The sequence below is a fragment of the Amycolatopsis sp. NPDC059027 genome (assembly GCF_042739735.1).
Taxonomy (GTDB): Bacteria; Actinomycetota; Actinomycetes; order Mycobacteriales; family Pseudonocardiaceae; genus Amycolatopsis.
On sequence record NZ_JBHYIK010000013.1, the window covers coordinates 32,747 to 45,422 of the forward strand.

11 protein-coding genes and 1 pseudogene are annotated in these 12,676 nt (G+C 67.1%); 5 read left to right on the forward strand and 7 right to left on the reverse strand.

Features of this window, described 5'->3' with window-relative positions:
• A pseudogene (locus ACFWY9_RS11495) lies at nt 1-201 on the forward strand (hypothetical protein); the annotation flags it as partial.
• Nucleotides 202-217: 16 nt separating this feature from the next.
• Here the strand turns inward: ACFWY9_RS11495 and uvrA are convergent.
• Complete coding sequence (gene uvrA, locus ACFWY9_RS11500) at nt 218-3,073, reverse strand: excinuclease ABC subunit UvrA (protein WP_378327054.1); 2,856 nt, start codon at nt 3,071-3,073, stop codon at nt 218-220.
• Between the two features lie 427 nt (nt 3,074-3,500).
• Here uvrA and ACFWY9_RS11505 point away from each other — a divergent pair, with 427 nt between their 5' ends.
• Complete coding sequence (locus ACFWY9_RS11505; protein WP_378338788.1) at nt 3,501-4,178, forward strand: MBL fold metallo-hydrolase; 678 nt, start codon at nt 3,501-3,503, stop codon at nt 4,176-4,178.
• A gap of 52 nt (nt 4,179-4,230) precedes the next feature.
• Here the strand turns inward: ACFWY9_RS11505 and ACFWY9_RS11510 are convergent, their stop codons facing one another.
• From ACFWY9_RS11510 to ACFWY9_RS11520, 3 genes are all read right to left on the reverse strand, one after another.
• Entirely contained in the window at nt 4,231-5,016 is a 786-nt protein-coding gene (locus ACFWY9_RS11510) for a Tn7 transposase TnsA N-terminal domain-containing protein (protein WP_378338789.1), read from the reverse strand.
• A 510-nt stretch (nt 5,017-5,526) separates the two neighbouring features.
• Complete coding sequence (locus ACFWY9_RS11515; RefSeq protein WP_378327059.1) at nt 5,527-5,931, reverse strand: type II toxin-antitoxin system VapC family toxin; 405 nt, start codon at nt 5,929-5,931, stop codon at nt 5,527-5,529.
• Entirely contained in the window at nt 5,924-6,202 is a 279-nt protein-coding gene (locus ACFWY9_RS11520) for a type II toxin-antitoxin system Phd/YefM family antitoxin (protein WP_378327060.1), read from the reverse strand. The genes ACFWY9_RS11515 and ACFWY9_RS11520 overlap by 8 nt, the downstream gene beginning before the upstream one ends.
• A gap of 231 nt (nt 6,203-6,433) precedes the next feature.
• Between ACFWY9_RS11520 and ACFWY9_RS11525 the strand changes: the two genes are divergently transcribed.
• Both ACFWY9_RS11525 and ACFWY9_RS11530 read left to right on the forward strand, forming a co-directional pair.
• Nucleotides 6,434-7,507 carry a hypothetical protein gene (locus ACFWY9_RS11525; protein ID WP_378327061.1) on the forward strand — a complete coding sequence of 358 codons (1,074 nt, stop codon included), beginning with the start codon at nt 6,434-6,436 and terminating at the stop codon, nt 7,505-7,507.
• 171 nt (nt 7,508-7,678) lie between these two features.
• A complete protein-coding gene (locus ACFWY9_RS11530; protein ID WP_378338790.1) occupies nt 7,679-8,872 on the forward strand; it encodes an amidohydrolase family protein in 1,194 nt (397 codons plus the stop codon).
• A 12-nt stretch (nt 8,873-8,884) separates the two neighbouring features.
• Here the strand turns inward: ACFWY9_RS11530 and ACFWY9_RS11535 are convergent, their stop codons facing one another.
• Genes ACFWY9_RS11535 through ACFWY9_RS11545 form a run of 3 tightly spaced genes read right to left on the reverse strand, consistent with a single transcriptional unit; the run spans nt 8,885 to nt 11,000 of the window.
• A complete protein-coding gene (locus ACFWY9_RS11535; protein WP_378338791.1) occupies nt 8,885-9,478 on the reverse strand; it encodes a GNAT family N-acetyltransferase in 594 nt (197 codons plus the stop codon).
• A 33-nt stretch (nt 9,479-9,511) separates the two neighbouring features.
• Entirely contained in the window at nt 9,512-10,585 is a 1,074-nt protein-coding gene (locus tag ACFWY9_RS11540) for a serine hydrolase domain-containing protein (protein ID WP_378338792.1), read from the reverse strand.
• 4 nt (nt 10,586-10,589) lie between these two features.
• Complete coding sequence (locus tag ACFWY9_RS11545) at nt 10,590-11,000, reverse strand: MarR family winged helix-turn-helix transcriptional regulator (RefSeq protein ID WP_378327065.1); 411 nt, start codon at nt 10,998-11,000, stop codon at nt 10,590-10,592.
• Nucleotides 11,001-11,085: 85 nt separating this feature from the next.
• On the opposite strand from ACFWY9_RS11545, the gene ACFWY9_RS11550 reads away from it, so the two are divergent.
• Nucleotides 11,086-12,543, forward strand: coding sequence for an MFS transporter (locus tag ACFWY9_RS11550; protein WP_378338793.1), 1,458 nt, complete (start codon nt 11,086-11,088; stop codon nt 12,541-12,543).
• The last annotated feature ends 133 nt before the right edge of the window (nt 12,544-12,676 follow it).

The window sequence follows — 12,676 nt, forward strand, 5'->3', positions numbered from 1 at the left end:
TGGTGGGGGTGGCGCCGCCTCGCCCCCCGCCCCCGGGTGCGCGGGGGCGGCCCGGGCCTGCGGCCCCCCCCCCCCCCCACCACGACGTCGTGCGAGCTGTCGACGTTGCCCGGCGAGGAAGGCGCCGCCTACCGCGTGCGTGCCTTCTTCACCGGACCGCCGTCACCGCTGGCCCATCAGACCACCGGCGCACAACGGTGACTACGCCAGACGGGGTCTACGCGAGAACGTGGCGAAGGAACTCGCCGGTGTAGCTCTCCTCGATGTCGGCAACCTGCTCCGGCGTCCCCTCGGCGACGACGGTGCCACCGCCGGACCCGCCCTCCGGGCCCATGTCGATGATCCAGTCCGAGGTCTTGATGACGTCGAGGTTGTGCTCGATGACGATCACCGTGTTCCCCTTGTCCACCAGCCCGTTGATCACGCCGATCAGCTTGCTGATGTCCTCGAAGTGCAGACCGGTGGTCGGCTCGTCGAGGATGTAGACCGTCTTGCCGGTGGACCGCTTCTGCAGCTCGCTGGCGAGCTTGACGCGCTGCGCCTCGCCGCCGGACAGCGTCGGCGCGGGCTGGCCCAGCCGGACGTAGCCGAGCCCGACGTCGACGAGCGTCTTCAGGTGCCGGTGGATCGCCTTGATCGGCTCGAAGAACTCGGCGGCCTCCTCGATCGGCATGTCCAGCACGTCCGAGACGGTCTTGCCCTTGTAGTGCACTTCCAGCGTCTCGCGGTTGTACCGCGCGCCCTTGCACACCTCGCACGGGACGTAGACGTCCGGCAGGAAGTTCATCTCGATCTTGATCGTGCCGTCACCGGCGCAGGCCTCGCACCGGCCGCCCTTGACGTTGAAGGAGAACCGGCCCTGCTGGTAGCCGCGCACCTTCGCCTCGGTGGTCGCGGCGAACAGCTTGCGCACGTGGTCCCAGACCCCGGTGTAGGTGGCCGGGTTGGACCGCGGCGTCCGCCCGATCGGCGACTGGTCCACCCGCACGAGCTTGTCCACATTGGCCAGTCCGTTGACCCGGGTGTGCCGCCCCGGCACCTGCCGCGCGCCGTTGAGCTTGTTGGCCAGCACGGTCGCGAGGATGTCGTTGACCAGCGTCGACTTCCCCGACCCGGACACCCCGGTGACCGAGACCAGGCAGCCGAGCGGGAACGACACGTCCAGCCCGCGCAGGTTGTGCTCGCGCGCGCCGACCACGGTCAGCTGGCGCTTCTTGTCGACCGGGCGCCGGATGCCCGGCACGTCGATCACCCTGCGGCCGGACAGGTAGTCCCCGGTGAGCGATCCCTTGGCCCGCAACAGCTTCTTGAACGGTCCACTGTGGACGATGTGACCGCCGTGCTCGCCGGCGCCGGGGCCGATGTCGACCACCCAGTCGCTGGCGCGGATGGTGTCCTCGTCGTGCTCGACCACGATCAGCGTGTTGCCGAGGTCGCGCAGCCGGGTCAGCGTCTCGATCAGCCGGTGGTTGTCCCGCTGGTGCAGCCCGATCGACGGCTCGTCGAGCACGTAGAGCACGCCGACGAGACCCGAGCCGATCTGGGTGGCGAGCCGGATGCGCTGTGCCTCGCCGCCGGAGAGTGTGGCCGAAGCCCTGTCCAGCGAGAGGTAGTTGAGCCCGACGTCGAGCAGGAAGCGCAGGCGCGCCTGGATCTCCTTGAGGACCGCGCCCGCGATCATCGCCTCGCGCTGGCCGAGCACCAGTTCGTCGAGGAACTCCGAGGCCTCCGCGATGGACAGCGCGCACACCTCGGCGATGGAGCGATCGCCCTGGGTCTGGTGCTCGAGGGTGACCGCGAGGATCTCCGGCTTGAGCCGGGTGCCCTGACAGGCCGGGCACGGGACCTCGCGCATGTAGCCCTCGTACCGCTCGCGCATGTACTCGGACTCGGTCTGCTCCTGGCGGCGTTCCAGGAACGGGATCACGCCCTCGAAGTTCGCGTAGTACGACCGCTGGCGGCCGTAGCGGTTCTTGTAGCGGACGTGGACCTGCTCGTCGACGCCGTGCAGCACCGCCTTCTGCGCGCGGGCGGGCAGCTTGCGCCACGGTGTGTCCATCCGGAAGCCGATGGTCTCCGACAGCGATTCGAGCAGCCGGACGAAGTAGTCCGCGGACTGCCCGCCCGCCCACGGCGCGATGGCGCCCTCGGCCAGCGACAGCTCGTCGTCGGGGACGACCAGCTCGGGGTCGACCTCCTTGCGCACACCGATCCCGGTGCACTCGGGACAGGCGCCGTAGGGCGAGTTGAAGGAGAACGATCGCGGTTCGAGGTCCTCGATGGCCAGCGGGTGCCCGTTGGGGCAGGCGAGGTTCTCGGAGAACCCGCGGATGCGGTGCGCGTCGTGCTCCGGCAGGTCGACGAACTCCAGCTCGACCAGCCCGTCGGCCAGCCGCAGCGCCGTCTCCACCGAGTCGGTGAGCCGCTGCCGCGAGCTCGACTTCACGGTGAGCCGGTCGATCACGACGCCGATCTGGTGCTTCTCTTGTTTCTTGAGCTTCGGCGGGTCGGTGAGCGGGTGCACCGTGCCGTCGACGACCACGCGCGCGTAGCCCTGCTGCTGCAGGTTCTCGAACAGGTCGACGTACTCGCCCTTGCGCCCGCGCACGACCGGGGCGATCACCTGGAAGCGGGTGCCGTCCTCCATCGCGAGCACCTGGTCGACGATCTGCTGCGGGGTCTGCTTGCTGATCGCCTCGCCACACTTCGGGCAGTGCGCCTTGCCCGCCCGCGCGTACAGCAGCCGGAGGTAGTCGTACACCTCGGTGATCGTGCCGACGGTCGAACGGGGGTTGCGCGAGGTCGACTTCTGGTCGATCGACACCGCGGGCGAAAGGCCCTCGATGAAGTCGACGTCCGGCTTGTCCATCTGCCCGAGGAACTGCCGGGCGTAGGCGGACAGCGACTCGACGTAGCGTCGCTGCCCCTCGGCGAAGATGGTGTCGAACGCGAGGCTCGACTTGCCGGACCCGGACAGGCCGGTGAACACGATCAGGCTGTCGCGGGGCAGATCCAGATCCACACCGCGGAGGTTGTGCTCGCGGGCGCCGCGAACAACGAGGCGATCAGCCACGCCAGGTCCCTTCAATCTTGCTGGTCAGCTGCGGGGGCCGACCCCGGTTCGAGCTACACGGGCGGCCGCGTCCCATGCTAGGACGCACCACCGACAAAAACCGGCGCCGTCTCCCTCGGCGGGGTCGCGACGGCGGCTCCGGAGGTTTCCGGCGACGGGGTGAGCAACCGGTGGGCCGGTCGTTCGACGAGCATGGTGAGCGGCCCCAGTTCGGCAACGCGCGGGCCGGACGCAAGTCACTACCTGATGCACCGGATAAAGACGATACGAGATGCCTGCGCGTCACCCGACGACCGGGGCACGTTCCGGGTTACCCGGCCGACGCGGCGAAACACCCCGATGGGTGACCCGCCTGAGCCGCCTGTCCCGCCGGGGAAGCGCCCGCGTGGGTGGAACGCCCCGCAGCGCCACGACTACGGTGGGAAAGGTGAACATCGTCGAGACCTACACCGGGCACGTCGAGCCGGGCGGGGACGCCGCCCGCCGCACCCTGGACGCGCTGACCATCACGAAGCTGTCCGTCGGCCCGATGGACAACAACGCGTATCTGCTCGTGTGCCGCGCGCAGAACGAAGCCCTGCTGATCGACGCCGCGAACGACCCCGAGCGGATCTCCGACCTGATCGGCCACGGCCCCGACCGTCCCGCGCTGCGCACGGTCGTGACCACCCACCAGCACCAGGACCATTGGCAGGCCCTCGGCGCGGTCGCCGGCGCCAACGGCGCGAACACCGCCGCCCACCCCCTCGACGCCGACCCCCTGCCGGTCCCGCCGGACTTCCTGGTCGAACACGGGGACACGCTCAATGTGGGTCAGGTCACCCTGGAGGTCATCCACCTCCGCGGCCACACCCCCGGCTCGATCGCTCTCCTGTACCGCGACCCGTCCGGCCACCCCCACCTGTTCACCGGCGACTCCCTGTTCCCAGGCGGCGTGGGCAAGACGGGCTCCCCGGAGAACTTCACCTCGCTGCTGAACGACGTTTCGGAGCGGCTGTTCGACGCGCTCCCGGACGACACGTGGTTCTACCCCGGCCACGGCGACGACTCCACGCTCGGCGCCGAACGTCCGAAGCTCACCGAATGGCGCGAACGCGGCTGGTGAGTCACCAGTAGTCAGGGGTGTGGTTACTTTACCCCCCTGACTACTGGCAGCCTTATCGAAAGGCCAGCCGATACGGGTAAGTCAGTCGCCATTTCTCGCGCAGTGCAAGAACCGAGACATCAACACTGGTAAAATCTGCTCTCGCACGCATGGCTTGGATCTGAGGCCAGCTCACGACGCCTCCTGACAAGGCATTTTTGAACAGGGTTGCAACCTCTTCAGACACCTCTCGCCGCATGAACTGCCGCAATGTCCGCGTTCCATCGGTCACGATAAAACCCCACCCACGCCGGGCACAGTATTTTCGGGCAGCTTCGGCCTTTTCCTGATTGATCCAACTGGCCATGTCAGGCAGCCCTTTGACCTCTACAAGAACACATCGCCCATCGTCAAGCCACACCAACAGATCCGGGTAGTAAGTGCGCACCCTGCCGTCCAAGAAGTATTCAATGGCCACGGGTTGCTCGCAAAACCACTCAACATTAGCGGCATAGCTCAGAGTACGGACCATGTACATCTCGTTGACTGATTCGCAAGCGACCTTGCGGCCGACCTTGGCCGACTCCCATTCAGTGGAGCCAGGGCGCGGATTCACTTCACGAAGTGGCGAAAAGTCCGACCGGTCTGGTGCAATCTCCGCCAAGGTTTCCGGCCACTCGACGTCGTCGAGGATGGCGGCCCAGCGTCGGGTAGCCCGTTCGGCGAAACCGGCCGCCTTGACCTCAGCGACGAGATTCTGCCGCAAGGAGGCGAGCGCGCCTCCCACCGCAGACGACAGGTCGTCCGCGCCGCGCCCGAGGTGGACACCGGCCAGAACTGCGATCAGCTCACAGACCATGCGGGGCTCCGCACCCGGAAACGCTGCCACAGAGATGGCGACCAGGCATTCTGCTAGCCCTACGCCCGCTGCCGCCGACTCTGCGACCAGACACGCGAAGGCATCGTGCACATGATCACTTTTTCGACGAGCTCGACCCCGTAAACGCCGCAATGCGTTGCCTTGGAGCCGCGATATCTCCGACGAGCTCACTCCACGGATGCCACCAATCGCCTTCTGCGTCTGGGGCTCTTCCCCGCTCAGCCCCAACCTTCGAGCGAGGACATCGGAATGGCTCGCAGACGCAATCTCGTCGACCGCTGTTGTAACGAGCTCCCGGATGCCCAGGATGCAATCCTGATCCCGCGCCTGGACACCCACCCAGCTGATACTTGGCAAGCCCTGCTCCACCTCGATAGACCGGAAACACACTGCAGGGATTTCACCCTACCGGGTGGCCGGTACGCCATGCCGTCATCACGTATCAGCGGCTCCCAGCGCAGTTGCATCTTCGGACGAACGACAGATCGCTCAGATGGCGATGACCTCGATCATGCTGTCCAGCCCTTTGAAGTCGGCTTCGTTCCGGGTATACAGCGGCAACTCTCGCGACGATGCGATGGCGGCGATCATCAGATCCATCCGCCGAGGCCGCGGACCCCGGTTCGCCGCGAGAACCAGCGCGACCAGCGTTCCATAACGGGCAGCCGCCTCACTGTCGAACGGCAACGGCGCGAAGTCGGCGATCGCGGCACCGAGTTTCTCGGTACGCGCCGCACGAACGGCGGCATCCTTTGCCATCGCCACACCTTGGTGCAGCTCAGCCACGGTGACAACGGTGAGTTCCGGAATCTTGGGCAATGCCGCGGGATCGAGCAGACCGAGGTCAATGTAAGTGCAGGTGTCGAGCACACCTGCCTCATGACGCTCAGTCACGAGACCGCTCCCACACATCGTCGGAATCCACGCGATCGTCGGCGCCGAAGAACTCATCGGCTTCCCGCCGCATCTGAGCAGCCTCGACCGTAGGCAACCTTCGATGTCGCTCCACCAACTCCTCAGCAGTAAGGCGACGCCTGCGCGGTATCGGCCGCAACTCAGCCACCTCGACGCCGTTGCGAGTGACGTGGTAGGTCTCGCCTGCCTCGACAGCGTCCATGACGGCAGCAGAGTTGTTGCGGAACTCCCGCTGAGTGATCACCTTCACCGCACCAGCGTAGCCACACGTAGCCCGTTGAGCTACACCCGCCCCGCTCATCCACCCACGATCGCGCTCGACCTCGTCCTCCAGCCGGACACGAACTTCACTACTCTAAGCATCACCGTTATCACTCATAGGTTTGCCGCCAACCACCTGCACAGGGGACAGCCTTGAGCTCGACAGTGCTCAACACTGAGAAGTTCGAGCCATAACGCCGTCCACGGGGAGGGAAGGCGAATGCACCCCGTTCGTCCACTCGTAGCCGTCAAATGCAAACTCGGCGAACTTGACGCCCTCAGCAACTACTACACTCGACACGACACCCATGTGCGCGTGATGGTCGAATTACTCGATTCAGTGAAGCCCAGCGGCAAATTACTGCCCGCTCTCGTCCGCGCGGCGGTGAACGCCGCAGAATTCGGTCAGACCTTGTGGTTAGACACGACATGGCTAGCATCCGGGAGCCCTCTCGCGCAGCAACCGGGAGGGGTGTTCGAGTACCTCGATAACATCATCGAATCCGCGGTGACGGATACCTATGGGCTCCTCGCCCCCGACCTTGCCGCACTGGTCCCGGTCGCCTCAGTCGACGCATCGAACGATGAGCTACACAGGATTCGGCTTCTGATCGAGCACAAAGATCGCGACCTTGTCATCCGGATCCGCCACCCAAGTAGGTCAGCACGGGAACTTGGCGAGCGCATCCGAGCGATTATGCGGTTGACAGGAACCCAGCCCGAAAGCTTCCACACAGTCCTCGACATCGGATTCATAGACACCATACGCAGCCACTATGTAGCAGCGATAGCAGAAGCCGCTACAACGCTGTTGGATCTTCTCGGCCCTGGGTCGACCACACTTCTAGCTGGATCAATCCCCGCCACTCGAACCACCTACGCGACGACCGTGCGCGACCGGCCGGAGGTAACTCTGTGGAACGAAATTCAGCAGGGCAGCGCCTGCGAAGTCAACTACGGTGATTATGGCGTGACGAACCCAACTCCGTCCGCATCCGGCGGCAACGCTCGGAACCCTTTTCCCTACCTTTGCTACACAGTGCCGCGAAGGACAGTCATCTTGCGCCGCAAGCAGGAGAAAGGCGACGCAGCTGCCGATTTGTTCGCTGATCTAGTCGAGGAACTAGTTGAGCGGGACGATTTCGCCGGACCGGACTACTCGTGGGGCGACCGCGAGTTGACGCAGTGCCGGCGTAGCGGCGGGCGAACTGCTGGGTCGGTGTCCCGATGGCTCGCCATGGCCACATCACATCACCTCGAACACGTGTCTCGCAGAACCGCGGCCGATCTCTGAGCCAATGTCGTTGGGGAACGCTTCACACATCAGAGGCGCACCGGACCAAGGTCGCCGCACCTGGTCACCTGGGAATCACTACCTGTCGGAAAGGTGCCTTCTTGGCAGCCCGATCATGGGCACATACGGTTTGTGGTCACCAATGGTAACCGCCACCGGGAGGACTCCGCCGTGCATCACTTCGTCATTACTGGCGCGCGCGTTTTCAATGGTGCGGACTCGCTCGGGATCGTCGACGTCGAAGTCGCGGACGGCAGGATCGCGAGCGTCGCGGGCAGACGTCCCGAGGGAGTCGAACTGATCGATGGCACCGGTGCCACGCTGTTGCCCGGCCTGATCGACGCTCACACGCATACCGACGCGGAGTCACTCCGTCAGGCCCTGACGTTCGGGATCACCACCGAGCTCGACATGCTCTCGATCCCGGAGCGCATGAACCCGCTGCGCCGCCAGGTCGCCGAGTCGAGCGACTTCGCCGACGTACGGTCGCCGTCCATCGGGCTCACGCCCGCGGACGGGCACCCGCATCAGCTTCGACAAGGAGAAGGGGACCCACCGTGGCCGACGGCCACGCGCGTGGCGGAGGTCCCGGCGTTCGTCGAAGCCAGGATTCTCGAGGGCGCCGACTACCTCAAGGTGCTGGTGGAGGATGGCCACCTGTTCGGCTCGGCCCTGCCCCGGCTCGCGCCCGAACTGGTCGCGGCTACCGTTCGCGCGGCCCACGCCCGCGACAAGATGGTCCTCGCGCACGCGATGACCATCGAGACGGCCCATCAGGTCGTCGACGCGGGCGTCGACGGGCTCACTCATCTCTTCTTCGATCGGCCTCATGACGACGAACTGATCGAGAAGATCGCCGCCGCGGGCATCTTCGTGATTCCCACGCTGACGGTGATCGCCTCGATCACCGGCGAGCCAGCCGGTGCCGAGCTCGCGAGGGATCCGCGGGTCCGCCCCAAGCTGACGCCGATTTGGCTCGACAACCTGTCCGGCGCGATCGCAACGAGTCCGCCCGAAAACTTCGGCTACGCGCTGGAGGCGCTCGCAGCGCTGCGACGAGCAGGCGTCGACATTCTCGCGGGCACGGACGCCGCCCATCTCGGCGCGCCGGGAATGGCCCACGGCGCCAGCCTTCATGGCGAATTGCGGCTCCTGGTGTCAGGAGACTTCACTCCGCTGGAGGCGCTGCGGACGGCGACCTCGGTTCCGGCTCGCCGGTTCGGCCTTGACGACCGTGGCCGGATCGAGCCCGGGCTCCGAGCTGACCTCACGTTGGTCACCGGCGACCCGACCGTCACCATCGACGACACGCTCTCGGTCCAACGCGTATGGCGCGGAGGTGTACCGGCACCCGCCGCGAACTGAAGGCCAGGTTCGTCAGCGTCGGAGGGCCCACGTCGTCGGGCCACCGTCCGGTAGCTCGACCTCGGCGGTCACTTCGAATCCGAGCTTGCGGTAAAACGCGATGTTCGCGCGCTCGGAGGTCTCCAGGAACGCCGCCACACCAGCGGAATCCGCGGCCGCGAGGCCGGGTTCGACGATCGCGCGTCCCAGTCCCCTGCCCTGATGTCCCGGGTGGACGCCGACCGTGGCGAGGAACCACACCGGCTCCTCAGGCCGGTGCGGGGCCAGCGCTTTCTCAGCGGACACCGCGGCGAAGGCCCGGTCACCTGCCAGTTCCGGCATCAGCTCGGCCAGTTCGGCGAACGCCGCGCCGGCGCCGGTCGACTCCGGCGTGGTCCAGACCGCGGCGGCGAGCACCCCGTCCGGCCCGTCCGCCACCCACACCCGGCCGTGCGGCAGACCGATGCGTTCGACGAACAACCGCTGGAGTTCCCGCACCCGGCGGAGGTGATCGTCGGCCGAGACGGTGTGCCTGGTCCACGCGTAGTCCGCGAACGCCGCGGCCAGCACGTCTGCAGCGGCGTCGATATCGCCGGGTTCACCCGGGCGGATTCGAGTGTCGATCATCGGACGCGATGCTACCGACACACCGGACACGGCTCAGCCGAAGGCGGCGAGGACCGCGTCGCTGACCTCCGTCTGGTGCCGCGAACCTTCCCGGACGCTCGGCAGCCGGTTCGTCAGATAGGCGAACACCAGCTGACGCTCCGGGTCGGCCCAGGCGAGGCAACAATGGGAACCGTTGTGGCCGAACGTCTTCCATCCGCTCCGACGGCCCATCGGACGTGGGCGGGTCGCGTCGGGACCACCGAGCTGGAAGGCTTGGGACCACCGGATGGGCAGCCGCAGCACCCGGTCGACCTCGCCGTCGCTGGACGGCTGGCGAGCCCCGGCAATGGTGGCCGAAGCGAAAACGCGGACGCCGTCGAGTTCACCACCGGAGAGCAGCAACTGGTAGAAGCGAGCCAGATCACGAGCGGTGCTGGACACCGTCGCGGCGGGAATAACGGCCTCGCGGACGGATCGGCGATTGAACACCAGGCCGCGAAGTCTCCCGTCGAAGCCACGCGAGGTCACCGGAATGTGCTGTGCCCACAAGGAAGGCGGGGTGCCGAGGTGGGTGCCGGACAGTCCGAGCGGGTCAAGCAGTTCCGAGCGCATCACCTCGCGTACTTCGGTACCGGTGACGCGGCGGATCAGCTCGCCCAGCAGGAATCCGTAGCTCAGCACGTGATAAGCGGGGACCTCGCCGGGTCGCCACGTCGGATGCGCGCGTTCGAGAGCCTGGACCGAGCGTCGCCAGTTCGTCGCGACGAGCGCGTCCCCGTGGACGCTGCGCGCGTATGGGACACCCGACCGGTGTTGCAGCGCCTGCCGGATCGTGACGGCATCCTTGCCGCGCTGCCCGAACTCGGGCCAGTACCGCGCCATCGGATCGTCGAGCGCGAGCTGTCCTCGCTCGGCAAGCAGGTGGACGAGCATGGCCACCAGCGGCTTACCCGCGGAGAAAAGCAGGAAAGACGTGTCCGCGGCGCAGCCGAAGGCGTGGTCGAGGACGACTTTTCCCTTGTGCAGCACGCAAATCTGGGCGACCGAACCGCGGGCGTCGATGAGATCGAGAACCTCGCGGGCCGAAGCGCCCGCCCGCTCGGACGAACGTTCCGCGCCACTCACCGGGTCAGGCGTCGGCGGGAGTGCAGACGACGCACTCGCCGTCGCCGATGGTTTCCTGGAGCACCGCGCGGTGCGTCGGCTTGGCCTCGCGGTAGCGCCTGCGGCCCGTCTCGGTGAGGGTCACGAAGATCCCCCGCCGGTCCATCTCGCACAGCGCGCGCTCGACGAGGCCTTCGCGCTCCAGCCGCGCCACCAGCCGGGAAGTCGCGCTCTGACTGAGATGCACGGCCTCGGTCAGGTCCGCGGACCGGCACTTGTGGTCGCAGGTGGCGAGGCGCTCCAGCGCTTCGAACTCGCTGACCCCGATGCCATGACGTTCCTGCAGCGCGACCTCGAGGGCATTGCACACGGCGGCGTGGCGGGCCAGCAGCCCGTGCCACTGCTGCACCAAGCCTCGTTCAGCGACATCGCTCACGTCGCGAAGATAGCATGCAGGTGAATGTGATGCAAACACATTAAATGTGTTGTCATTAGATGCGTGTGCATGTAGTGTCCCGATCATGAGTTCTTCCGCGCACTTGTCCACCTCTTCAACGCGGTGGGACGCACGTCTCTGGGGTGTCCTGCTCACTGTCTCCACCGTCGTCGGTCTCGACGCGCTCGACGTCTCCATGGTCGGCGTCGCGCTGCCCTCGATCCGGGCCGACCTCGGTCTTTCCACCAGCGCCCTGCAATGGGTCGTCAGCGGCTACGTGCTCGGCTACGGCGGGCTGCTGCTCCTCGGCGGACGCACCGCCGACCTGCTCGGCAGGCGCAAGGTCTTCCTGGTGGCCGTCGCGGTCTTCGCCCTGGCCTCGCTGCTCGGCGGCGTGGTCGACAACGGCGCGCTGCTGATCGCGAGCCGCTTCATCAAGGGGCTCGCCGCGGCCTTCACCGCGCCTGCCGCGCTGTCCATCATCACCACGACCTTCAAGGAAGGCCCCGCGCGCAACCGGGCGATCAGCATCTTCGCGGTGTTCGGTGCCAGTGGTTACTCGGCGGGCCTCGTCTTCTCCGGGCTGCTGACCGAGGTCGGCTGGCGCTGGACGTTCCTGCTCCCGGTCCCGATCGCGCTCATCGCGCTCGTCTCCGCGATCAAGCTGATCCCGAGCTACGAACGGGACTCCTCGGGCGCGGGCTACGACTTCCCCGGCGCCATCACCGGAGCCCTGGGCTCCCTGCTGCTGGTCTTTTCGGTGGTCGAGGCTCCCGAGGTCGGCTGGGCCGCACCGCGCACGTTGATCTCCTTCGCCGTCGCGGCCGCCCTGCTCGTCACGTTCGTGATCATCGAGAAGCGCAGCAAGCACCCGCTGCTGCGGCTCGGCATCTTCCGCTCCGGCCCGCTGGCCAGGGCGAACATCGGCGCCGCGCTGTTCTTCGGTGCCTACATCGGGTTCCAGTTCGTCGTGATGCTCTACCTGCAGTCGGTGATGGGCTGGTCGGCGCTGCAGACCGCGCTCGGCTTCCTGCCCGCGGCGCTGATCGTGGCCTTCGGCTCGCCGAGGATCGAGCCGCTGATCGACCGGGTCGGCACGCCGATCACGATCTTCGCCGGTGTCGTCGCCCACGTCATCGCGTACGTGCTGTTCCTCCGTGTCGACGAGCACTCCGGTTACGCGGGTTCGGTGCTGCCGAGCATGATCCTGCTGGGCATCGGCTTCACGCTGGCGTTCTCGTCGCTGAACATCCAGGCGACGGCCGGGATCTCCGACGACGAACAGGGCCTCGCCGGCGGTCTGCTGAACACCTCGCTGCAGGTCGGCGGTGCGATCGGGCTCGCGGTGGTGACCGCGGTCCTCACCGCCAACGGTGGCGCCGACGCCTCGGCGTCGGCCCTGCTCACCGGCCTGACCCCGGCACTCAGCGTCGTCACCGGCATCGCCGTGCTCGGCCTGCTGGTCGCGGTGTCCGGTGTCATCCGGCGCCGTCGTAGCGAAGCCCCCGCGGCCGAGCCGGAGTTCGCGCTCGCGGCCGACTGATCCTTCTCACCCCAGGTGGGGGGGCGCCGCGCGGCGGGGGGGGGGCCGGGCCGGGGGGCCGCGGCGCCCGCCAAAACCCCCCCCCCCCCGCCCCGCCGGCGGGGGGTTGTGTCGCGCCCGGCCCCCCCCCCAC

Coding starts and splice junctions, on each gene's coding strand:
- ACFWY9_RS11510 (WP_378338789.1), bottom strand. CDS start 5,016: ATGGTCTGTGAGCTGATCGCAGTTCTGGCCGGTGTCCACCTCGGGCGC.
- ACFWY9_RS11525 (WP_378327061.1), top strand. CDS start 6,434: ATGCACCCCGTTCGTCCACTCGTAGCCGTCAAATGCAAACTCGGCGAA.
- ACFWY9_RS11535 (WP_378338791.1), bottom strand. CDS start 9,478: ATGATCGACACTCGAATCCGCCCGGGTGAACCCGGCGATATCGACGCC.
- ACFWY9_RS11550 (WP_378338793.1), top strand. CDS start 11,086: ATGAGTTCTTCCGCGCACTTGTCCACCTCTTCAACGCGGTGGGACGCA.